This window comes from Pseudanabaena sp. FACHB-2040, assembly GCF_014696715.1.
Lineage (GTDB): Bacteria > Cyanobacteriota > Cyanobacteriia > Phormidesmidales > Phormidesmidaceae > JACVSF01.
In genome coordinates this window covers 324,930-346,722 of sequence record NZ_JACJQO010000001.1, presented here as the reverse complement: position 1 = coordinate 346,722, position 21,793 = coordinate 324,930, and the positions used below count along the sequence as shown (strand labels likewise).

General features: G+C 53.8%; 24 protein-coding genes and 2 tRNA genes. 18 read left to right on the top strand and 8 right to left on the bottom strand.

Annotation, left to right across the window (positions count from 1 at the left end; translation table 11 throughout):
• Positions 1-369 precede the first annotated feature (369 nt).
• The gene (gene moaA / locus H6G13_RS01545; RefSeq protein ID WP_190481454.1) at positions 370-1,356 is read left to right on the top strand and encodes a GTP 3',8-cyclase MoaA; all 987 of its coding nucleotides are present in this window, start codon (positions 370-372) and stop codon (positions 1,354-1,356) included.
• A 79-nt stretch (positions 1,357-1,435) separates the two neighbouring features.
• On the top strand, positions 1,436-2,008 hold the full coding sequence (locus H6G13_RS01540) for a Uma2 family endonuclease (protein ID WP_190481392.1): 573 nt from the start codon (positions 1,436-1,438) through the stop codon (positions 2,006-2,008).
• A 25-nt stretch (positions 2,009-2,033) separates the two neighbouring features.
• Here the strand turns inward: H6G13_RS01540 and H6G13_RS01535 are convergent, their stop codons facing one another.
• Complete coding sequence (locus H6G13_RS01535; protein WP_190481391.1) at positions 2,034-2,279, bottom strand: helix-turn-helix transcriptional regulator; 246 nt, start codon at positions 2,277-2,279, stop codon at positions 2,034-2,036.
• Positions 2,280-2,392: 113 nt separating this feature from the next.
• On the opposite strand from H6G13_RS01535, the gene H6G13_RS01530 reads away from it, so the two are divergent.
• Positions 2,393-2,638: a hypothetical protein gene (locus H6G13_RS01530; RefSeq protein ID WP_190481390.1), complete on the top strand. Its 246-nt coding sequence runs from the start codon at positions 2,393-2,395 to the stop codon at positions 2,636-2,638.
• Between the two features lie 166 nt (positions 2,639-2,804).
• Here the strand turns inward: H6G13_RS01530 and H6G13_RS01525 are convergent.
• A tRNA-Thr gene (locus H6G13_RS01525) sits at positions 2,805-2,876 on the bottom strand.
• Positions 2,877-2,955: 79 nt separating this feature from the next.
• Here H6G13_RS01525 and H6G13_RS01520 point away from each other — a divergent pair.
• The 6 genes from H6G13_RS01520 to H6G13_RS01495 all read left to right on the top strand — a co-directional run bounded on the left by H6G13_RS01520 (position 2,956) and on the right by H6G13_RS01495 (position 6,945).
• Positions 2,956-3,237 (top strand): DUF3493 domain-containing protein, encoded by a 282-nt coding sequence (locus H6G13_RS01520; protein WP_190481389.1) that lies wholly within the window; start codon positions 2,956-2,958, stop codon positions 3,235-3,237.
• 121 nt (positions 3,238-3,358) lie between these two features.
• Positions 3,359-3,778 carry an anti-sigma regulatory factor gene (locus tag H6G13_RS01515; RefSeq protein ID WP_190481388.1) on the top strand — a complete coding sequence of 140 codons (420 nt, stop codon included), beginning with the start codon at positions 3,359-3,361 and terminating at the stop codon, positions 3,776-3,778.
• A 98-nt stretch (positions 3,779-3,876) separates the two neighbouring features.
• Positions 3,877-4,662: a TIGR00297 family protein gene (locus H6G13_RS01510; protein WP_190481387.1), complete on the top strand. Its 786-nt coding sequence runs from the start codon at positions 3,877-3,879 to the stop codon at positions 4,660-4,662.
• A 245-nt stretch (positions 4,663-4,907) separates the two neighbouring features.
• Positions 4,908-5,111 carry a hypothetical protein gene (locus H6G13_RS01505; protein WP_190481386.1) on the top strand — a complete coding sequence of 68 codons (204 nt, stop codon included), beginning with the start codon at positions 4,908-4,910 and terminating at the stop codon, positions 5,109-5,111.
• Between the two features lie 150 nt (positions 5,112-5,261).
• The gene (locus H6G13_RS01500) at positions 5,262-5,975 is read left to right on the top strand and encodes an NnrU family protein (protein WP_190481385.1); all 714 of its coding nucleotides are present in this window, start codon (positions 5,262-5,264) and stop codon (positions 5,973-5,975) included.
• A 589-nt stretch (positions 5,976-6,564) separates the two neighbouring features.
• On the top strand, positions 6,565-6,945 hold the full coding sequence (locus H6G13_RS01495; protein WP_190481384.1) for a thioredoxin domain-containing protein: 381 nt from the start codon (positions 6,565-6,567) through the stop codon (positions 6,943-6,945).
• Here H6G13_RS01495 and ribD read toward each other — a convergent pair.
• The 3 genes from ribD to fetB form a co-directional block, all read right to left on the bottom strand.
• Positions 6,933-8,012, bottom strand: a complete 1,080-nt coding sequence (ribD, locus tag H6G13_RS01490; protein WP_190481453.1) for a bifunctional diaminohydroxyphosphoribosylaminopyrimidine deaminase/5-amino-6-(5-phosphoribosylamino)uracil reductase RibD — start codon at positions 8,010-8,012, stop codon at positions 6,933-6,935. The two genes, H6G13_RS01495 and ribD, sit on opposite strands and share 13 nt — an antisense overlap.
• Before the next feature lie 134 nt (positions 8,013-8,146).
• Positions 8,147-8,632, bottom strand: a complete 486-nt coding sequence (locus H6G13_RS01485) for a hypothetical protein (RefSeq protein ID WP_190481383.1) — start codon at positions 8,630-8,632, stop codon at positions 8,147-8,149.
• Positions 8,632-9,411: an iron export ABC transporter permease subunit FetB gene (fetB, locus tag H6G13_RS01480; RefSeq protein ID WP_190481382.1), complete on the bottom strand. Its 780-nt coding sequence runs from the start codon at positions 9,409-9,411 to the stop codon at positions 8,632-8,634. Before fetB ends, H6G13_RS01485 begins: the two co-directional genes overlap by 1 nt.
• Before the next feature lie 186 nt (positions 9,412-9,597).
• Here fetB and H6G13_RS01475 point away from each other — a divergent pair, with 186 nt between their 5' ends.
• The 3 genes from H6G13_RS01475 to H6G13_RS01465 all read left to right on the top strand — a co-directional run bounded on the left by H6G13_RS01475 (position 9,598) and on the right by H6G13_RS01465 (position 13,133).
• A complete protein-coding gene (locus tag H6G13_RS01475) occupies positions 9,598-10,737 on the top strand; it encodes an aminotransferase class I/II-fold pyridoxal phosphate-dependent enzyme (protein WP_190481381.1) in 1,140 nt (379 codons plus the stop codon).
• 257 nt (positions 10,738-10,994) lie between these two features.
• Positions 10,995-12,710, top strand: coding sequence for an AarF/ABC1/UbiB kinase family protein (locus tag H6G13_RS01470; RefSeq protein ID WP_347277418.1), 1,716 nt, complete (start codon positions 10,995-10,997; stop codon positions 12,708-12,710).
• 54 nt (positions 12,711-12,764) lie between these two features.
• Positions 12,765-13,133, top strand: coding sequence for a hypothetical protein (locus H6G13_RS01465; protein ID WP_190481451.1), 369 nt, complete (start codon positions 12,765-12,767; stop codon positions 13,131-13,133).
• A 128-nt stretch (positions 13,134-13,261) separates the two neighbouring features.
• On the opposite strand, the gene H6G13_RS01460 is transcribed toward H6G13_RS01465, so the two are convergent.
• The gene (locus tag H6G13_RS01460) at positions 13,262-15,028 is read right to left on the bottom strand and encodes a PAS domain S-box protein (RefSeq protein ID WP_242028057.1); all 1,767 of its coding nucleotides are present in this window, start codon (positions 15,026-15,028) and stop codon (positions 13,262-13,264) included.
• A gap of 231 nt (positions 15,029-15,259) precedes the next feature.
• Between H6G13_RS01460 and H6G13_RS01455 the strand changes: the two genes are divergently transcribed.
• Positions 15,260-17,140 carry an EamA family transporter gene (locus tag H6G13_RS01455; RefSeq protein ID WP_190481380.1) on the top strand — a complete coding sequence of 627 codons (1,881 nt, stop codon included), beginning with the start codon at positions 15,260-15,262 and terminating at the stop codon, positions 17,138-17,140.
• Between the two features lie 5 nt (positions 17,141-17,145).
• Here H6G13_RS01455 and H6G13_RS01450 read toward each other — a convergent pair whose 3' ends face one another.
• Both H6G13_RS01450 and H6G13_RS01445 read right to left on the bottom strand, forming a co-directional pair.
• Positions 17,146-17,394 (bottom strand): hypothetical protein, encoded by a 249-nt coding sequence (locus tag H6G13_RS01450; RefSeq protein WP_190481379.1) that lies wholly within the window; start codon positions 17,392-17,394, stop codon positions 17,146-17,148.
• A 224-nt stretch (positions 17,395-17,618) separates the two neighbouring features.
• Positions 17,619-17,705: transfer RNA gene (locus tag H6G13_RS01445), tRNA-Ser, on the bottom strand.
• 162 nt (positions 17,706-17,867) lie between these two features.
• Here H6G13_RS01445 and H6G13_RS01440 point away from each other — a divergent pair.
• The 5 genes from H6G13_RS01440 (at position 17,868) to H6G13_RS01420 (ending at position 21,764) form a co-directional block, all read left to right on the top strand.
• Positions 17,868-18,236: a 2Fe-2S iron-sulfur cluster-binding protein gene (locus H6G13_RS01440; protein ID WP_190481378.1), complete on the top strand. Its 369-nt coding sequence runs from the start codon at positions 17,868-17,870 to the stop codon at positions 18,234-18,236.
• Between the two features lie 44 nt (positions 18,237-18,280).
• The gene (locus H6G13_RS01435; RefSeq protein ID WP_190481449.1) at positions 18,281-19,114 is read left to right on the top strand and encodes an inositol monophosphatase family protein; all 834 of its coding nucleotides are present in this window, start codon (positions 18,281-18,283) and stop codon (positions 19,112-19,114) included.
• Between the two features lie 193 nt (positions 19,115-19,307).
• A complete protein-coding gene (locus H6G13_RS01430) occupies positions 19,308-20,225 on the top strand; it encodes a J domain-containing protein (RefSeq protein ID WP_190481377.1) in 918 nt (305 codons plus the stop codon).
• Positions 20,225-21,466 (top strand): ATP phosphoribosyltransferase regulatory subunit, encoded by a 1,242-nt coding sequence (locus tag H6G13_RS01425; protein WP_190481376.1) that lies wholly within the window; start codon positions 20,225-20,227, stop codon positions 21,464-21,466. Before H6G13_RS01430 ends, H6G13_RS01425 begins: the two co-directional genes overlap by 1 nt.
• A 70-nt stretch (positions 21,467-21,536) precedes the next feature.
• Complete coding sequence (locus tag H6G13_RS01420; RefSeq protein WP_190481375.1) at positions 21,537-21,764, top strand: 4Fe-4S dicluster domain-containing protein; 228 nt, start codon at positions 21,537-21,539, stop codon at positions 21,762-21,764.
• Positions 21,765-21,793 lie beyond the last annotated feature (29 nt).

Here is a 21,793-nt window from a genome sequence, read left to right as displayed (position 1 = left end):
AGGGGATGTGTGTGGCCAGTCAAACTTAGGTGCTGCGTTTTTCAGAACTGTGCAAATGATTCCCCTATTTATCTGGGCTCAGCCCCTGCTTGATAGGGCATTCACTGTCTATCTCAATTTAAAGATAGGGGAGATATCAAATTCTAAGCCGACAGATGCAGCTACCTAGGGAAAGATCTTTAATCTTTAGAACTTGCAAGATTTTCGCTATACCCCGCTGACATCGTGCCTTCCTCAAGAGCTTTTCTCAGCCATTGCTTAGGTTTGGTTGTCACACTAGAGAAAGCCCCATTTAGATCTCAATTGTCTGCTGATATGCTTCTGGGAACTCCCAAAGCGCTTGAGTCCCCTAATCTATCGCTGCCATTAATGAACCGCATTGACTACCTGCGCATTAGCCTGATCGATCGCTGCAACTTTCAATGCCAGTACTGTATGCCAGAGGGCTCGGAAATTGAATATGTGCTGCGGCAAAACTGGCTGACCCGTGATGAAATCCGGGTGCTGCTGCAGGAGGTCTTTATCCCCCTGGGCTTTACCCGCTTTCGGCTGACGGGCGGTGAACCGCTGCTGCGCCCTGATGTGGTGGAGATTGTGCAAGACATTGCGACGCTGCCCCAGACCGAAGACCTGGCTATGACCACCAACGCTTTTCGGTTAGCAACCCTAGCCCAGCCTCTTTGGGATGCCGGACTGCGGCGCATTAACATTAGCCTAGACTCGCTAGACCCGCAGATCTTTCAGGAGATTGTAGGCGGTAAGGGACGGCTGCGTTGGCATGAGGTTTGGGCTGGAATTCAAGCGGCTCATCAGGTGGGCTTTTCGCCTCTCAAGCTGAATGTGGTGGTTATCCCTGGCGTGAATGACCATGAGGTGTTGGATCTAGCAGCTTTGAGCTTAGAGCGGGAATGGCACGTCCGGTTTATTGAGTTTATGCCCATCGGCAATGGTGACCTGTTCCAGAATCGGGGGTGGGTGTCTTCGGAAGAACTGCGCCAGCGAATTCGCGATCGCTGGGGTCTGGCCGAATCAACTGTGCGCGGCAATGGCCCTGCCGATGTGTTTCAGATTCCGGGGGCGAAGGGGACGCTGGGATTTATTAGTCAGATGTCGGAGTGTTTTTGCGATCGCTGCAACCGCATGCGCCTCTCTGCTGATGGCTGGCTGCGCCCCTGCCTGCTCAACGAAACCGGCCAAATTGACCTAAGAACGCTACTGCGCGACGGCAAGCCCCTGACTTACTTGCGCGATCAGGTTGCCGAACTGCTGGCTGCCAAACCCGAAATCAATTACAAAATGCGCGATTCTGGCACTACTGGGGCCTACAGTCGCACTATGTCTCAGATCGGCGGATAGGTTACCTGGTGGAAGCCTGGAAGATATCATAGTACCTACAGCAAAGTGCTACGCGCCCAGCTTACTGAGGGTAGAGGCTATGTCTGTTGCCGCCAAACTGATGACCCTGCAAGACTACCTCAACTATGACGACGGCACCGACACCCGCTATGAATTGGTGGATGGGGAACTGATCGCCATGCCGCCAGAAAGTGACTTAAACAATCAAATCGCCTCCTTTTTATTTGCTGCGTTTCTACAGAGCGGCATTCCCTACTACCGCTTGAGAATTGGGGCACAGATTGCTGTGAGTGGAGCAAGGGCAACGGCACGGCAGCCCGATCTGGTAGTTTTATCTGAAGAAGCGGCGGCAGCGCTAGAGGGCGCAACCCGATGTGTGATCACTCACGATATGCCGCCTCCGCTGTTGGTGGTTGAAGTGGTCAGCCCTCAGCAGGGGAATCGAGATTATCGCCACAAGCGTACTGAGTATGCTGGACGGCGCATTTCCGAATATTGGATAGTGGATCCGATTGCTCAGAAGGTCACTGTCTTTGAGTGGGTGGATGGCCTGTATGAGGAGCAGGTTTTTCAGGGCGAACAGGTGATTGTGTCGCCCCGGTTTGCTGATTTGGAGCTTGTAACTGCTAGGGTTTTGGCCGCAGGGCGGTGAACGAGCGCGATTTGCGTCAGAACATTTAGGATGGCTCGTCGCCTAGGATGGGGCGACCTACATAAAGAGCAAGGAATTCTTTAGCTGCGTCGGGGTTAAGGTTTTCTAAGGCATTGAAAATTTGGATGACAGACTCCGCTGAGGGATCTGTGATTTCGTTAAACCATTGATACACGGTGGAACGGTTGATGCCCATTGTCACCGCTAGGCGGTTTTGACTGATGCTATAGGTTTCGAGCACCGTCCTGAGTGCTTTTCCGGCTTTTCCCATGCCTCTCATCGTGTCAGAGAGAGATCACCAAGTAAATGTTTGTATTTGCAAACAGAGATTGAGGTGATAATGTTTGTAATTGCAAACAGAAAGAGATGCAAAGGGAGTGCAGTATGGCAGAGCAACAACCCGAGCGGCCAGATGCTTTATCGATAGAAATGATGATCAATAACCTGCTGAGGTCTGAAAAAAGGGCAAACCGAATGATTTTGATCGGTGCACCAAATTGGGTCAGAGGGATTATTCGTCTGCTTCATATTTCCAGGATCGCCGAGGTGAAGGATTGGTCACGATTAATGCAAACTCGCAATCCAAATGAGGTAATTAGCCTGATGCATCGGCCTAGAGCAGACGAATAAAGGGGTTGGGCTATCCATGCTTTCAAAGGTTGACGCGGTAGTGGGTAGCTTCAGCTCATGAAAGAGAAGCCTCACTGACCGAGCACCGCAGCTATCACCGCATCCCGGTCAGCCGGAGCCAACGCAACGCTAATTGAAGTAACAAGCATTTTCAATTTTACCTTGAAGCCGATGGCGGGATTTGAACCCGCGACCGCTCGATTACGAATCGAGTGCTCTACCACTGAGCCACATCGGCAACCTTTTCGGTCAACTAGTATAACAGCCTTACCCGCTCACTTCCTGAGAGAATAGAGGAAATTTGTTTTTACTAACCCATGAGCGAACCCTCCTCTCCGAAAAGACGGCCTCCTGAAAACATTAACCCAGAAAAATATGCTCGGTTGAGGGCTGAAGCAAAAAATCCTTATAAGGGGCTGCGACAGTTTGTATACGGGACGGTGGGGGCTTCAGGCGCAATTGGGGCCTTTGTTTTTTTGACGCAAATCTTGGCCGGACGAGAGGTAGGGGCGGCATTACCCAATTTTTTGCTGCAGGTTGGGATTGTCGCTGGGGTGATTGTTTTGTTTAAATGGGAAAACCGCGATCGCAAGCCTTAGAATCTAGATAGAGCAGAAAAGCTCAGAGCAATTCCCGTGGGCATCCGCATCTACCTACCTGCCCTCAATCCAGTGTTAAAGTTGGGCGTGTAAGCGGTAGTCACCTTAGGGTCATTGCCAATTGACCATTTTGCAGCAAAGCCAAATTCAGACTACGACCGACCGTGAAGCGTTAAAGCAAGTTCTGGTCTGGTTCGATCAGTTTCAAGAGCCCTCTGTCCCTCATGACGTGTGGCTACAGTGTCAGCTAGCCTTGATTGAGGGACTGACTAACGTCATTCGCCATGCCCACCAGGGGCTATCCGAAGAAACCCCGATCCAAATAGAGGTTACGCTCTCCCCCCAAGTAGTGGATATCCGGATTTGGGACCAAGGCCCTGGGTTTGACCTAGATACTGTCCTGGAGGGCAAGCTGGCAACAACGACCCCCGACTCTGAAGGGGGGCGGGGATTGAGAATTATGCATAAAGTTGCTGACACTCTCGACTACCAGCCCACATCCGATCAGCGCAACTGTCTCCATATTCAAAAACGCTATTGATCTAAGCGGCTGTTTTCCTGCGGGCGGGCATTTTCCTTTCGCCTTGCTCAATCCGGGCTTAGCATAGGGAAAACCTAATCGATGGAGTTGCTGCTCCTATGCTGGTTAACTGGACGTCTTTCAATCCCTGGCTGGTGGCAGTTTTGCTAAATTCGCTGCTGCTAGGGCTGGCCTGGCTATTGCCCAAGAAACTGCTAACGCCAGCAGGCTACGGTCATGCCTGGGTGCTGGGGGTGTTGATTTGGGGCTGCTTGGGCTGGCGGGGATATGCGGTGGTGATGGTTTACTTTTTGGTGGGGTCGGCAGTCACTCGAATTGGCATGGCCCAAAAAGAAGCGGCTGGGATTGCCGAAAAGCGCTCGGGTCAGCGAGGGCCAGAAAATGTTTGGGGCTCGGCCCTGACCGGCACGCTATGTGCGCTAGGCATTTTGCTGCTGGCGCTAAGGAATGGAGATAGCCAACAGTCGCTCTGGGTAAGCCTTTTGAGCGTGGGCTATGTGGCCAGCTTCTGCACTAAATTGGCCGATACTACGGCCTCTGAAGTGGGCAAGGCCTACGGCCAGCGAACTTATTTAATTACGACTCTAAAGCCTGTGCCTGCTGGGACAGAAGGGGCGGTTAGCCTAGAGGGCACTTTGGCTGGGGTTGCTGCTGCCGCTGTTATGGCGCTGCTAGGCTGGGGTCTAGGCTTGATGCCGCCAATAGCGATTGCCCTGTGTCTGGTTGCGGCTTTCATTGCAACTAATCTAGAAAGCTTAATCGGGGCTACGCTCCAAACTGAGTGGGATTGGTTGACCAATGAGTGGGTGAATGTCATCAATACCTTGCTGGGAGCCGCCATTGCGATCGCATTAGGAGCACTCGTCCTGCCAATGGGACTATGAGCTTTTACAGACTATGGCAGCGCTTGAGAGATCTGACCATTAACCTGTGAATTGCCGCCATCAATTTTCTGCAAAGTCCCTAAAATTCCATTTCCGTAGGACCGCTGTCGATGCCAGCAGAAAACTAGGCTCAAATGGACATAGAGTATCTAACGGCACTAGGGGCTAGCGCCTCCAAGTGCGCTGTTGTTTCAGGGCGTCTACTCTCGGCTCTGACCTAGGGGCTGAGCAAAAACAAACACACTATGAAAACCAGAGATCAGAGACTGCTGTGCTCATCTCGACTGCTGTCTTTATTGGGATTGGTTTGTCTGTTGAGTCTGCTGCTGCAGGCAATTTCAGGAGAAGCTGCTGTCAATTTAAGCAAACGGCGAGATGAATTTCCAGGGCGGCGACAGGGCGGAGGGACTCACTGGCTCTCCCCCACAGCTACCTCTGAATCTTGCTAACGTATCTTGCTGATGAGGGCTTAAATCTCTTTTCAGAGAAAAGTTCACCGCACGGCTCGCCACAGACCCAATTCTTCTGCCGTTTGATGAGCCCAGGCGTGTAACATAGCGTTATATTCTTTAATGGTTTGAGCGGGAGCGCGTTGAGTAATGCCTGATGCTGCCTGGTTAACCCCCAGCCACTTTGTGATGCTGGCGCTGTTGCTGGGGTTTGCGATCGCACATAGCGGCCTAGCAGCCCTGCGACCCCGAGGAGAAGCCCTAATAGGCCCCCGCCTCTACCGGGTACTGTTTGCCCTAGTCAGCATTCCCTTTGCCGTTACCCTGATTGTTTACTTCATCAGCCACCGCTACGATGGGCTGCGCTTATGGAATGCCCAAGGTGTACCTGGCATGCAGTCGCTGGTTTGGGGGCTGTCAGCGGTTTCATTCTTTTTCCTCTACCCAGCTACCTTCAACCTGTTAGAGGTAGCGGCCATTGAGAAGCCTCAGGTCCACCTCTATGAAACTGGCATTATCCGGATCTGTCGCCACCCTCAGATGGTAGGCCAGGTAATCTGGTGCGTGGCCCATACCGTCTGGCTGGGCACAACGTTCACGCTAGTGACGTCCCTAGGGCTGGTGGCTCACCATTTGTTTGCCGTGTGGCACGGCGATCGCCGCTGGCATGCCCGTTACGGTGAAGCCTTTGAAGCTGTCAAGGCCCGCACCTCCATTATTCCTTTCTGGGCAATTGTGCAGGGAAAACAGCAGATCAAGTGGCAGGAGTTTCTGCGGCCCTCCTATCTGGGAGTAAGCGCATTTGTCCTCGGTTTCTGGTGGGCTCATCCGGCCTTAGTTTCCTGGGCTCAGCAGTTTCGCTAGGAGGCGCTGAGGGACAACGGAAACTCAGAGAATCTGGGGTTCTTCTCAAACAGCCTTTGAGCCTTTTGTTGCTTTTCAACTGTTTTTGGGTAGCCGTAGAATTTTAGCTTTGAAGGTAGATTGTTCGGCAAACCAGTGTGATTCTGATCACTCCTAGAGGCTGAACTTGAGTGATCCCAAGGATTACTTTTGATATTGCCTCTGCTCCAACCAGAAGCTCATCCATAAATTTTGCCAGGAGTGAATAGATTGACTTAACTAAGGGGGCAACTGTCTTAAGGATTACCTTAAGGAGAATCAGTAAGAAACAGCTGAAAACTAAGCAGCAAGTTGTTTCTAGCAGCAGCGGCTGAATGCTCAGAGCGTACGAGCCGAGCAAAATATTTTCGCATCCCTCTTAAGACAGAGCTGAGTAAGGCAAAAGATACAAGGTACTCAATTCTTTCAGACAATAAATATATGGACAGAGAAAAATGCTTTGCTTGTTACGGAGAGGCGACAATATCTGACGGAATGGATTAACTTCCGTTCTCTTCTCCATTACAATGATCCCCAAAGGGTTTTACTAAAACACAGATTTTAAAGACTTATGTCGCTCTCCGTTAATGAACAGACTTTTAAGAGGGAAGTCCTGGACTCGTCGGTGCCCGTTTTGGTGCACTTTTGGGCTCCCTGGTGTGGTCTCTGCAAGATGATTGCCCCGCTTCTGAATCATTTTCAGAGTGAGTGGGAAGGTCATATTCTTCTAGTCGACATCAACGCCGATGAAAACTTGCGCCTAGCCAACCAGTTTCGCCTGACAACCTTACCGACGCTCCTGTTTTTTGAGAACGGGGAAGCTTTTCAGCGGCTGGACAGCTTCCGGGGAAAGGATGATTTGCGTCAGGCGCTCGATGCCTTTATGCGCAGTCGAGAGCTGCAGACCTACCAGGCCAAAGGGTCCTGGATTCACCCCTATCAGGAGGTGTAATCGGGTTCGGGCCAGTTGAGATAGCCCTCTACTAATAGATCGGGGCCAACGGCTCGCCACTTCAGGTGCTGTAGGGCAATGGCGTCGGTCATTTCATGAAGGTGGAGATTGCCGACAGGAGACGGAGCTAGCACGCCCCCAATGATCTTAGGGGCAATGAAAGCCCAAACTTTCTGTACGCTGCGATCTGCGATCGCATGGGCCGCTAGGGTTCCACCACATTCCCACAGCACTGCCGCACAGCCCCGCTGGTAAAGCTCAGCCATTACGGCGCGAGGTTTTAGGTCAGGTAAAACCAAAACTTCTACACCCTGATGCGTCAGCGCATCTTGCTGTTGGGGGCTGGCCTTCTCGCTGGTAAAGACTAAGGTCGGGGCCTGCTCGGTCTGCCACAGGTGGGCGGTGGTGGGCAGGTTTAAGGCGCGGCTCATGACTACACGCAGTGGCGTGTGGGTGCTTTGGCCGTGGGTTGTTAAGTGGGGGTTGTCTCGCCGGACGGTGTTGCCGCCGACAATTACCGCATCACAGGTCGACCGTAGTCGGTGCACGGTAGCTCTGGCCTCTGGCCCCGTGACCCAGGTGCTGTGCCCAGTAGTGGTGGCAATTTTGCCGTCTAGGGTCATGGCATATTTAAGAATGCCTAGGGGAGCGTGCTGGGTGACCCGATGCACAAACGCTTCATTGAGCTTTTGGCAGGCTGCTTCTTCAACCCCGACAATCACCTCAATTCCGGCCTCGCGCAGCCGCTGTACGCCGCTGCCCGCCACTCTAGAGTCGGGGTCGATCATACCCACGACGACCTGATGAATGCCTGCCTGAATTACCGTTTCGGTGCAGGGCGGGGTACGGCCAAAGTGGTTGCAGGGTTCTAGGTTGACGTAGAGGGTGCTGCCTAGCGTGCGATCGCCTGCTGCCTGAATCGCAAACACTTCTGCATGGGGGTGACCTGCCCCCGGATGAAAGCCTTCTCCCACTGGCTGCCCTGCCTGCACAATGACTGAACCCACCATAGGGTTGGGCGCAGTTTGCCCAGCGGCCTGCTGGGCCAGCTCCAAGCAGCGCTGCATCCACTGTCGGTGTACTGGGTCATAGGTCTGGGAAACGGGGGGCACAGCACACACCTCAGACGATGTCGCCTATTGTACGGAACAGACAGCCTATTACGGAACAGACAGCCTATTACAGAATTGGATGAGTCAGGTTAAGGAATTGAATGGGCTATGTGAACCGCCTGAGGATTGAGCGCCAGCTGGAGCGGGGCACCGTAGGCCAGCCCAGCAATGGCGGGAGCCAGCACTTCCAGAGTAGAGGGAGCCTGAAAATGGGCCGGTTTAGTTTCTGGGTGAGGGTAGTAAATCCAGCCAGGGTAGAGCTGCTGCCCAAATTCTACCTGACAGCGGCAGAAAGAAAAGGTTTCAGCCGGATGGTGAGGCGACCACTTGACCTGAGCTAGGGTAATCTCTGGCTGCACCAGCTTGGGCACCAGCGGCGCAATGGAGACGTTCAGCGTGCCCAGAAAAACCGGCCCAAGATCCAGTCCTCGGGCCTGAAAGTGGGGCATCTGCATTTCAATAGTACCCCTAGGGTAGGGGCTGTGGGTGGCTCGCCCAGACGCAACCTGATGCCCCGGCACCACGATGCCGGGAACGACTCTCCAAGAAGATAGCTCGGCAGGCTGAGACAGCATTAGGGCAGCACCAGCTGGGCTGCTGAATTAAAACACTGGCGACTTAGCCCGTAGGTCACCAGAATGGCTGTGAGCAGCGTGGAGAAAGCCAAAATGAACATAATCAGCATCTGATAGAGGGCAGCATCTAGGGGGTTGACGCCGCTGAGCAGCTGCCCAGTAATAATGCCAGGAAGCGTGACAATGCCCACTACCATCATGGCGTTGAGGGTGGGAATGAGTCCGGCTTTAACGGCTTCCCGGCGGTAGTTGGCAATGGCCTGCTTGGGAGTGGCCCCCAGGCTGAGATGGGTTTCGATTTCGACTCGGCTATTCTGCATTGTGCTGTGCAGTCGATCACCGGCAATCGAGGCGGCATTCATGGCATTGCCTAAAATAATGCCGGCCAACGGCACTAGGTAGCGCGGCTCGTACCAAGTCTCAGGGCGAATCACCAGCAGGCTCGTGTAGGCCAGAGTGAGAGCCGTACTAGCCAGTAGAGAGGCCCAGATCAGGGGCAGCAGCCGCGACAGTTTCTTGCTAATCCGGTTGCGGGCCACCACCGCCGCAATAGTCAGCATGACTAAAATGACCGCTAATACCGCTAGCGGGTTGCGCCAGGCAAACACAATGGCCAGGAAATAGCCCACCGCTACTAACTGCACAATGGTTCGTAGGGTTGCGATCGCTAAGCTCCAGCCCAAGCCCAACTGCTGCCAGCTAGACAGGCCAATCGCCACAGCCATCAAGCCGACAGCCCAGAGCAGCCGGGTAAAATCGAGTTGAATCAGGCCATCCACAGATAAATTTTGCCTAAAGGAAAAAGGGGCGTGGCCCCTAGGACTTCATCATTCTATTAACTTAGGAGATGATGGTAGCAGGCGATTTTGGGCACAGTGAAGTTTCTGCCTGCGCTCTTTCAGATTGTGGGAGTCAGAGCTTTCATGCACCGGCTTTGTTGTCTTAATTACGAGTGAGTGTGACGAGTGAGTGCAATTCCACCCATTGATTTAACTCAGCAATTTCAGTCGATTCAAGATGAGGTCGGTGCTGCGGTTATGCAGGTGCTGGCATCGGGGCAATACATCAATGGCCCGCTGGTCGAAACCTTTGCTAATGCGTTTGGGGCGTATGTAGGCACATCAGAGTGTGTGGTTTGCAACTCTGGCACCGATGCCCTCTACCTAGCTCTGCGGGCGCTCAATATTGGCCCTGGAGATGAGGTCATTACCTCGCCTTTTACCTTCATTGCCACCGCTGAGATGATCAGTGCTGCCGGAGCCACCCCGGTTTTTGTGGATATTGACCTCAGCACTTTTAACCTAGATGTGCACAAGCTGGAACAGGCCATTACTGAAAAGACCCGCGCCATCATGCCGGTGCACCTGTTTGGCCAGCCCATCGATATGGCGGCGGTTATGGCGGTGGCCGAGCGTTACCAAATTGCCGTGATTGAAGACTGCGCCCAGTCTACTGGGGCTCGCTGGGGTGAGCAGCAGGTAGGTAGCATTGGCCATGTAGGGGCCTTTAGCTTTTTTCCCACCAAAAACCTGGGCGGCTGCGGCGATGGCGGTGCCCTGACAACTAATGACCCTGCGATCGCAGAGTCAGCCCGAGTTATTCGAGAACACGGCAGTCGGGTTCGCTATTATCACGAGACTGTTGGCATTAACAGCCGCCTAGACGTGCTGCAGGCCGCAATTCTACAGATTAAGCTGCGCTACCTAGATGAGTGGAATGCTCGTCGGACAGCCGTTGCTGAGGAGTATGAGCGGTTACTGGCCCCGATTCCTGGTGTGATTACACCCCAGACCATTGCCGGAGGCACTCCCGTCTGGAACCAATACACCATCCGGCTAGAGGCGGCTGCAGCCGATGGTGCGGTGCGCGATCGCATTCGCCAACACATGCAGACCCAGGGTGTGCTGCCAATGGTGTACTACCCGCTGCCCTTGCACCAGCAGCCTGTCTATGCCCACCTAGGCTACCAGCCAGGCAGCTTGCCGGTATCTGAGCAAGCTGCTCGCCAGGTTTTGTCACTGCCGATGTTTCCAGAACTGTCCCTCGACCAGCAGGCCAAAGTGGTCTATAGCCTCAAAGAAGCCTTGGTACAGGCGGTTCATTGATTTATCTCAATGGGGCAAATTTGTAATGAATGGTCACAATTTGCCCTGTTTGCCGCAAAGATATTTGTAGTTATCTATACTATGTTTAAGGAGCTATGTTCACTGACGATCTTCCTAAAGATCTAAAGTGGAGCCAGTCATCCCACGGGTTCATGGGGCAGAAGCTCGTTGCCTGTTGTAGACACCTGTTGTAGACATATGGGCCAGTGGGTTCATGTCACACGTTTTTAGTCTCAGCAGGAGCAGTAGAGTTCTCCGTGAAAGGCCCTCAAGAATTTCCGCTACGCCAGTACAGTGCCACCACCATTGTCCGCTATTTCCGCTCCCGACCTTGGGAAGTGGTCTGGCGGGCTCTCCAGATTCTTTGGTGGATGGGTGGGTTTGTTTTGGCGATGCAGTTTGACCACTGGCTGGGTCAGGAAGAGGCTAACAAGCACGTCCGAGCCACCCACCTGCGGCAAACGCTAACTCGTCTCGGTCCAACTTTTATTAAGGTGGGTCAGGCCCTGTCCACCCGGCCTGATCTGATCAGAAAAGACTTTTTAAACGAACTGACCAAGCTTCAAGATCAGCTGCCACCCTTTCCCAATCAGATTGCCAGAGCCATCATTGAGCAAGAGCTGGGGCAAACGCCGGAAGAGATCTACAGCACTTTTTCCGTTGACCCCGTTGCTGCCGCTAGCCTAGGTCAGGTCTACAAAGCCCGCCTGTTTAGCGGTGAAGAAGTAGCAGTCAAAGTGCAGCGGCCCAATCTGCTGCCGACTATCTGCCGAGATCTCTTTTTGATGCGCTGGGCGGCGGGTTGGCTGGGCTGGTTTTTGCCGCTCAACTTGGGCCACGACCTCACCCTGATTGTGGATGAGTTTGGCATCAAGCTATTTGAGGAGATTGACTACCTCAATGAAGGCCGTAACGCCGAGCGCTTTGCCACCAACTTCCGGGACGACCCTCACGTTAAAGTGCCTGAGATTTACTGGCGCTACAGCACCCAGCGGGTACTGACTCTAGAGTGGATCAACGGCTTTAAGCTGACGGATACCGAGCGGATCAAGCAGGCTGGGTTAAACTCCGACGAGCTGATTGAGATCGGCGTGACCTCTGGGCTGCGGCAGCTGCTGGAGTTTGGCTTTTTCCATGCCGACCCTCACCCCGGCAACCTGTTCGCGATGCCCGATGGGCGCATGGCCTACATCGATTTTGGCATGATGGACCAGCTCAGCCAAGAGACCAAAGAAACCCTGGTTGATTCGCTGGTTCATCTGATCAACAAGGACTATGAGCTGCTAGCTGCTGACTTTGTTGGGCTCGGCTTTTTGACCCCAGACTCCCATCTTGCCAGCATTATTCCAGCGCTAGATAAAGTGCTAGGCGATGCTTTGGGGGCAAAAGTTAGCGAGTTTAACTTTAAGACGGTCACAGATCAGTTCTCAGAGCTGATGTATGACTACCCCTTCCGTGTACCGGCCAAGTTTGCCCTCATCATTCGCTCTCTGGTAACGCAGGAAGGTCTGGCTCTAAGCCTGAATCCTGACTTTAAGATCCTAGACATTGCCTATCCCTATGTCTCAAAGCGGCTGCTGATGGGAGAAAGCCCTTCCCTAAGGCGACGGCTGCTGGAGGTGTTGTTTAAAGACGGGCAGTTCCAGTGGGCTCGGTTGGAGAACATGATTGCCATTGCTAGGAGCGATCGCAGCTTTGACCTGCTGCCGACTGCTGGGTTGGGGCTGCGTTATCTACTTTCTGAGGAGGGCGACTACCTGCGGCGCGAAATCTTGCTGGCCCTGACCGAAGATAACCGGCTCCACACCGAGGAGGTGCAGCGGCTCTGGGCGCTGGTTAAAGACGACATTTCTCCTACCCGGCTGCTGGGCGTCGCCTGGGGAGCCCTGGCTGACTACTCTATTGACCGAGCTGCTGCCGTTGTCCCTGTCGTGGCCGATCTGCGCAGCGCCTTTCAGGCAGAACCTCGATAGCCCAGCCTTTCCTTATATAATTGGGCACGGGTTCATTGTTTGTTACATAGAGGGATTCCAGTGTATCCACAACCGCCATACGTCCTTTTGCTTGCAGGTCTGTTTGTTGCGCTCACCTCCGGCTATGCCTTCAGCAACACCCTACAGCAGTCAGTCAAAGCTTGGAACGAAAACCGCTCTACCCGCATTTTGGCTAACCTTCGCGGGCCTCAGCTACAGCTTCCCTACCTCGGTATCTGTATTGGGATCTGTATGTTCTTGGCCTCTGGAATTCAGGGCTTTGGGTTTTCTGGCAAGGTCGCTTACGCGATGGGCGCTCCCATGACCCTACTGATTGGGTTACTGATCTGGTCGCAGCTGGGCAAGATTTTGCTGATGCTGGAGCAGGGCGGTTCGCGGGCGCTAGACCTAGATGCCTTTTAGGGCAGTTGGCTGACAAACAGAATCCTGGCTTAAACAAGATCTCCTCGAATGCCAAAATAGTTCGGGGAAGTTTTGTTTGGGCTAACTCCCCCTGTGTCCTCTATTAAAAAAGCTCTATAAAACACAGGCTACGTCGACTTCACTAGGGCCGGTAGGCTAACCGTCACCACCGTTCCCCCTCTGCTCGATTCAATGGTGAGACTGCCCTGATGGGCTTCTACAATGCGCCGAGTGATGGCTAGCCCCAGGCCGTTGCCGGAGGGCTTGGTGGTAAAAAAGGGCTGAGTCAGCTTAGGCAAAACCGACTCGGGGATGGGTTCACCACCATTTCTTACTCGGATCAGGGCCTGATGGTGGGGGGTCTTTTCTACCTGCCAGGTAATGGTATCGCCAGCAGAGACAGCCTCGCAGGCGTTGGTCAAAAGATTGATCAGCACCTGCTTCAGCTTATTGCGGTCTGCCTGAACATAAATTGGTTCGGTAGCCGGAACTCCTTGCAAAATACGTTTCTCGGCGATTGGCAAAGCTTGAATGCTGGGCGCTAGATCGCTAATCCAGCCGTTAAGCTCCAGTTCAACGAGGTCAAGGGTCTGCTGACGGGCATACAGCAGAATTTCGCTCAAGAGCCGCTGTAATCGGTCGGCTTCCTCTAGTGCCAGGCTTAGCCGCTGCCGAGATCGCTCCGGCAAGTCCAGGCTTTGAAATGACCTTAGCCCCAGCAATACAGTGGTGAGGGGGTTGCGCACCTCGTGCACGGTCATTGCAGCCAGTTCGCCAATTTCGGCTAGTCGGGCCATGGCTGCCTCTGCCTTTTTCCGCTGGGTAATATCTCGGGCCAGGGCCAAAATCATCGGCTGATTGCCCAACTCCACCATTCCTAGGCGAACCTCTACTGGAAAGTGGGTGCCGTCTTGGCGGCGGTGCTGTCCTTGCCGCTCTAGGTAAAGCCCTGGTTTGAGCGTCGTCCACAACTGCTCAAAGGTTGCTTGAGTGAGGGTTGGTTCAATGTCAAATATCGTCAATGAGAGCAGCTCCTCTCGGCTATAGCCGAGGCTGTCACAGGCTTGCTGGTTGATGTCCGTTAGCTGTCCGGCGGCATCAAGTACAAAAAAGGCATCGGCTGCTTGGGACACTAACATGCGAAAGCGGGCTTCGCTGGCCTTACGAGTTGCGATCGCATCTGTGATTTGACCAAACATCTGATCAAATGCCGTAACCACATCGCCCAATTCATCCTGTCTCAGGCTAGCCCTAGAGGCAAACTCCAGCGCCCCAATATCAGCGTCATCGTGGATGGCGGCTCCGGCCTTAAGCAGGTCTTGTCGCAGCTGCAGCACTGGCTGAATCAGCAGGCGCTTAAGCCCTAGCATCGTGACAATAGTGACAAAGATGGCGATAACCAAGACCAAAGATACGACCCGGCCAATAAAGGCAAAGAACTCCTGCCGCACCTGGGTCGTGTCGTGGCGAATAATCAGAATATAGCGCCCTTCTAGCGGAGACATAGACCACAGAGCATCGTAGCGGTCTTGCCTGCGCCAGTAGCGGTCTTGCCTGCCAGATTGGATTTGCTGGGCCGTCAGCTGGGGTGCCTGACCAAAGCTGCCGATTGGGCTGCTGTCTTGGCGATAGAGCGTGCCGCCTAAAACAACTGGATTTTGCTGAATTTTTTGGAGGTATACCAGCAGTTCCTGATGGCCTATCTGCGCCAGTTCTTGCGTGCCTAAAATACCCTCTGCCTGAGCTGCCGATAGCGCCCTCAGGTAGCCCAGCAGCTCGCGCTCTCGGCGGTAGACCGAAGGCACCAGAATCACCGCCTCAATTACCACAATGCTGAGGAAGATCCAGGCGACAATTCGTCTAGATAGACGAGCTTTGAGAAATTCAGGCAGCAAAGGCAGTTGCTTCAGTGGCTGTGTTCCCTACCATTCCCAGCAGTTTAGTCTTCAGAACCCAGGTCAACCCGTTGGTTTCACCTACAGAATTTCACCTTAACTCAGAAAGTCAGTTCGCTTCGAAACAGAAAATAAATTACTATTTGAGATCTTTCATGGTTTATTGAGCAGAATAGGAGTGCTCTCGACGCTCAAGCAATAGAGAGTCACTACAGTTAGGGGCAGAGACGCATGGGCCAGCGTGACAACCTACCCAATCAAAATAGCCCTCAGGGCACCCAAGCAGCCGAAATTATCCTGCAAAATCTGACGCAGGACTTACAAACGCTGCATCAGACGCTGTCGGCCCAACTGTCGCAAGACATTGAGCAACTCCAGAGGCGGAAGCAGCGGCTGATGGACGATATCGAAGCACTAGAGGGCGACTACGAAACGTTGCGATCGCGATATCAGTCCCTGCAGGCCAACCACGACTCGGCCCTCTCGCAGCAGCAGATCATGCAGCAGCAGCTCTGGGCCAAACGGCTGGCTCAGGCGCTAGCAACCCACCTGCAGGCGCGGCTCTCTGAGAGCCTTAGCGCCTCACTCAGCGGCTCAGCGGACTTCAACGGCAGCCCGACTCTGCCCCACACCGATCGCCTGCTGGCCTCCCTAGATACCACCCTCCACAGCACGCTCCAATCCCTCCAGCAAGACCTCAACAGCTACCAGAGCTCTTTATCCCAGCAGGTCAGCCGTATGCACAGCCTGGAGCAGCAGGGAGAGGCCATTCTCGACGCCCTAGTAAATCGGCTGAGCCAACAGCTTCAAACTCAGCTTGTTCCTGCGCCAACGTCGCCTCGGCAAAACGACTACAGTGGCGTAGAGTTGCCCTCATCCGGGCGGCCTCTACCTTATTTAGTTCAGCCCTATCCTGGTGGTGCAGCCACGGTCAACGGCTTTAGCCCTGGTGGTGTAACCAACGGCCATTACCCAGGCCCACGCCAGCCCTTGACCCGCTCTACTCCGCCCAATACAGGCTCGCTGCCCAGTCGATTAGGTTCTCCTGCGGCCGCTGGGGGAACAGCGCCAGGCCCATTGAGGCAACTCAGCGTTCTACAGCAGGGGCTGCTGTTCATCATTTGCTCTACCCTGGCCCTCTCGATTCACAACGTCATTGTCGGCGTCATTGGTTATGGCGGTCAGATTTTTGGCCAAATTCCAATTGCGGGCATTTTCCCGCTCAACATTCCCAACTCTCTGATGCTGTTGTGGCTGCGGATGGTCGTGGTACTGCCGCTGATGGCGTTGGTTGCCAACTTTCTCTACCCCAATGTTTGGCAGGAGATTCGCATCCTGATCACAGGGCAAAACCGCCGCCCCCTGGCCCAGGTAGTTGCCAGTGGCGGCTTTTTATTCATGTCTCAGGTGCTGATCTATAAGGCCATTTCAGATATTGGCCCCGGCGTTGCGGTGACACTGCTGTTTATGTATCCCCTTATCACCGTACCTCTGACCTGGTTTCTGTTTGGCGATCGGCCAACGCCGCTGCGGCTAGTGGTAATGCTGGCCATCACAATGGGAATTGTCTTTACAGCGCTACCCCGAATAGATCTGGATCTGGTAGGCGGGGGTGTTTCTATCTGGGGAGTTGGGGCAGCACTGCTGTCTAGTGCCGCCTTTGCACTGTTTCTAATTTCTATGCAGCTTAGCTACCAGCGGCTGCATCCCGTCCCGGTGAGTCTGCTGCAGTTTTCCACCATCTTTGTGCTGACTAGCCTAATTCTGATTCTGGGGTCTTTCTTCGGTCTCCAACCAGCTCAACCCAGCAGCCCTGGCGGTCTTTACTTAGGGGGGCTACTGCTAGGATCGCTGACGCTGCTAGGCTATCTCTGCAATAACTATGGGGTCAAGCTGATGGGAGCCGCCCAGGCCTCTATCATCTCCTCCAGTGGTCCGGTAATTACGGCGATTCTGGCCTACGTGATCACCCCCGGCGAAAAATCAGCGCTGGAGTTTATCCAGTGGGTAGGCGTCATTTTAGTAACCCTGGGCGTGGTTTCCCTCAGCTTTGAGCGCTTAGCCCACGAGCGGCAAACTCGACGGAGAAAAGCAAAAGCGATCAGCAGTTAGAGCCGCTAAGCTGCTGAGCCGCCATTGGCCGAGTCACCATTGAGCGATTCGATCCGGTCTAGGCGGATTTCAGTCCCGTTTTGCAGCTTTAGATAGTCCGCTTTGTTGGCCGCATAAATGTCGACAATAAGATCTTCTGCCTCATGCTGCTCTCCAGCCTCATCCCGGTAGACAAGCTTACAGGGCTGTCGGAGGGTCGCAAGTGACTCTAGCTGATCTTGAAGGTCACAACTGACTGGCGTGTAAGAACTCATTACTTAAATCTCCTGACTTGGGAAAACTACGAAGTTGAAATTTTAGAAACCAGTCCTGCTGTGCTAACAGGACTGAGCGCTTCTACTTCTAGCGTCAGGGAATTGGTTGGTTTCTGCCTCTACCAAGAGTTGAGAGGTGCGACAATGTCCAAGCTCTCCTCCAGGCAGATCTAGCTATCCACTGGAGCTTGGGATATTTGGCTTTTAAGCAGCCATTGTCTGGACGGAGAGAGAGGGATTCGAACCCTCGTTAGAGTCACCCCTAAACAGCATTTCCAGTGCTGCGCCTTCAACCGCTCGGCCATCTCTCCATAGGGTGCGGTAGAGGCTATTAACCTCACCGAATTGATATCCTAGCAGAGATTCTGCCCCTAATAAACCTCTGACGCAAATTCAATAATTTTTCGTGAGATCATGGTTGGGGCACCTCTCTCTATTGGCTATTTTTGATGAAGGCAATGCCTGCGCCCGCTATGACTCGTACTTATACCATTCGTATTTACCACCGACAAACAGGCCAGTTTTACACCGTCGAAGTGCCTGAGGACCGCTACATTCTCCAGACTGCCGAAAATCAGGGGGCCGATCTGCCCTTTTCTTGCCGCAACGGAGCCTGCACAGCCTGTGCTGTGCGGGTTAAGTCTGGCAGCCTGGTTCAGCCAGAGGCGATGGGTCTTTCTCCTGACCTACGAGAACAGGGCTACGCGCTGCTGTGTGTCAGCTACCCCCGCTCCGACCTGGAGGTCGAAACTCAGGATGAGGACGAGGTTTACGAACTTCAGTTCGGGCGGTATTTTGGCAAGGGGAAAGTCCGTTTTGGCCTGCCCTTAGAAGATGACTAAATTCTCTGGGTAGGCCCGTACACAATGCAGGATGTATGAGTTTGATGTCCCCATCTGAGCTACAGCAATTTTTGGAAATCGCGACAGAGGCGGCCCTGGCAGGTGGGGCAGTGCTAGAGCAGTTTTGGGGCAAGCTAACCCAGATCGAGGAAAAAGGCCGGCCTGGCGATCTAGTTACGGAGGCCGACAAAGCCGCTGAGGCGGCTATTTTAAGCGTTTTAAAGCGGCACCTGCCTGCCAGTCACGCTATTTTGGCAGAGGAGTCAGGGCAGGCAGGCGATATCTCTAGTCCTTGTCTGTGGGCCATTGACCCACTAGATGGCACCACTAACTACGCCCACCAGTACCCCTTTTTTGCTGTGTCTATAGGGCTACTGATCGAGGGCAAGCCCAGTCTGGGCGTAGTTTATAACCCAGTGCATCAGGATCTGTTCCGGGCAGCAGCGGGATTGGGGGCAACTCTAAACCGCAGGCCGATTCGAGTTTCGACTACCGCAGCGCTGGCAGATAGTTTGCTGGTAACAGGGTTTGCCTATGATCGTCGAGAAACTCTGGACAATAACTATGCTGAGTTTTGCCATTTCACTCACCTGACCCAGGGGGTGCGGCGGGGCGGCTCAGCTTCCGTAGATTTGGCTTATATCGCCTGTGGTCGCCTGGATGGTTATTGGGAGCGGGGGTTGTCTCCGTGGGATATGGCAGCAGGCGTTGTGTTGGTCGAGGAGGCGGGAGGCTCAGTGAGCGCTTACGACGGCACCCCTTTCGATATTTGGTCAGGGCGAATTTTGGCTACCAACGGGTGCATTCATGGGATTATGCGAGACACTTTGGGGAAAATTCAGCCTCTGCCTCAATTTGCCCCCAAAGCGGCTGGATAATGTACCGGAGGTCTGAAACGGGGGCAAGTACCGGCAGTTGGATGCTTGAATTTTGAAAGTTCAGTCCGGCTAGATAGATGAGAGTAGAATTTGGTTCTGAAAGAATGACTTTTGGAAGTTCCAGGACTGGCTAAACTGAGATATGGCCTGTAGGGTATAGGGATTATACGGTTGCGGCAATGGGTGACCCGGCATGAACATCGACCAGGGATTATTCAGACTAGAGTTTGCAGATCATCATGCGATATTGGGCATTCCCATTGACGCTGATCCTAAGGAAGCCCGCAAGCGGTACCTAAAAATTGCCCGCCGCCTGCATCCAGACAGTCTGTTGGCTGCTTCTGAAGACGAGAAGCAGCAGGCCAGTGAACTGCTCTCTAAACTGGTCAACCCAGCCTACGAAACGTTGAGCCAGGAAAAAGCTGCAACCGAACACGCGGTCGTCTTGCGCCTGAGGGGGCAGCAGCTGATGCAGCAGGCAGAAACGATTGAGCTGTCGCTAGAAACTGCTAGAGCCTTGATGCTCAGCAACAATATTGACTATGCCTACACCACAGCAGTCAAAGCACTAGCTGAAAAACAGTATGAAGATTTGGACGAGGTTTTAGCCATTACCGGGCAGATTAGTGAGTTAAATTTGGTCTATGTCACACGCAAGGCCGGAGCCCCTGCTGTTGCAGCCCAGAGTGCGCCTGCCCAACCTGCAGCAGATACAGCTCAGAGTGCGCCTGCTGCAAGTGCCCCAGCGACTAGTGCTCCGCGCCGCTATCGCGAGACTATTTTAGAGGGCTACCTCAATCGAGCTCGAGAGCTAGAGCAAAAAAAGGACTATCCCAAGGCTATTATTGAGCTGCGAGAAGCGCTGCGAGCGTATCCTAACAGTGCCGTCTGTCATAGTCGGCTGGCCAACGTGTATTTGAAGGCAGGGCAGTCTACGATGGCTCGTGTTCATGCGACTCGGGCGCTGGAGATCAACGCGGGTGACGAAGTTGCTCAGCGGATTCAGAAGCATCTGGAAAAGACTGCGCCTCGCGATGGGACTGGCAGTGGCGACTCGGGAGATAAGCCTCGCGGCGGGCTGTTTGGTTTGTTTGGTGGGAAGAAGAAGTAATGGTTTATCAACCTCCGGTGGGGACAAAGGATTTACTGCCTCTAGATGTCGCTCAGAAATACTGGATTGAGGAGCGGCTAGAGCAGGTCTTTCAACGGTGGGGTTATCACCGAATTATGACTTCTACCGTGGAGCGTATGGATACGCTCATGGCTGGAGGGGCTATTGATCAGACTACGGTGATTGAGCTGCAGCCTGGCTCGGAGGAACGGCTAGGGCTGCGACCTGAACTGACTGCCTCGATTGCTCGGACAGCTGTGACCCGACTGGCGCGGGTGACCTATCCACAGCGGCTTTACTACAATGCCAACGTGTTTCGGCGGGCCGATAAGGGCAGCCAGGGTGGGCAGCAGGAGTTTTACCAGTGTGGCGTTGAGCTGTTGGGAGCTAGGGGAGACCTGGCCGATGCGGAGATCTTGCTGCTGCTGGCTGATTCTCTGACCGCACTGAATCTATCAGACTGGCATTTGATCTTGGGGGATGCGGGGCTAACTCAGTCGCTGCTTTCGCCTTTTCCAGATGAGGTGCGGGAGCAGGTTAGAGCTGCGATCGCACACCTAGATCGAATTACCCTAGAATCGCTGCCTCTACCTCCAGATCTACAGCAGCGCGCCTTGCGGCTAATGGATCTGCGCGGCAAGCCAGAGGACGTGCTGCAGAGCGTCTCTAGTCTAGGCCTGACGCTGGAGCAGCAAGAAACCGTGAACCGGCTCAAGTCTCTCATTGCCCTGCTGCGTGAGGTGACCCAAGCTCCAGGGCAAGCCACTTCGACCCTGCCTGCTTTGACCCTGGATCTGAGCCTGATTCAAACCTTTGACTATTACACGGGGGTTGTGTTTGAAGTGGTCAGCCGCACCAGCACGGGTTTCCAGGTGCTAGGGCGGGGAGGCCGCTACGACAATCTGCTCAGCGTCTTCCATCCCCAGGGCCAGGGCTATCCCGGTATTGGCTTTATGTGGAGTCTAGAGGCGCTGCACCAGGTGCTGCTAGCGGGCGGACAGCTGCCTGAAGAGACGGCCCCTAGCGAGTGGCTGATTGTGCCCACCACCGCCCAAGCTGTCGCTGCCGCCTTCACCTACGCTCAAAAGATTCGAGCATCGGCTAGCCTGGTGCGGGTCGAAGTCCACCTCGATACCGCCAGTGACCCTGAGCAGATTCGAGCAGTGGCCCGGCTGCGACGAATTAGCCGCATCGCCTGGATCGAGGCCGACGGATTGCCGGAAATTGAATCCTTAAACTAGCTTAGTAGGGGAAACTTTTTCTTATCTTCAAGATTTCCCCCAACGCAGTTGTTTGAACTAAGGAGTTATCGTGTCTCATACCATTGTCACCAACGTCTGTGAGGGCGTTGCCGATTGTGTTGATGCTTGCCCAGTTGCCTGCATCCATGAAGGTCCCGGCAAAAACGTCAAAGGAACCGACTGGTACTGGATAGATTTCTCGACCTGCATTGACTGCGGCATTTGCCTGCAGGTATGCCCGGTAGAGGGGGCAATTTTGCCAGAGGAAAAACCTGATTTGCAAAGTACCCCTGCCTGAACTGTTTTGGTTGGGCAATTCCATTGTTT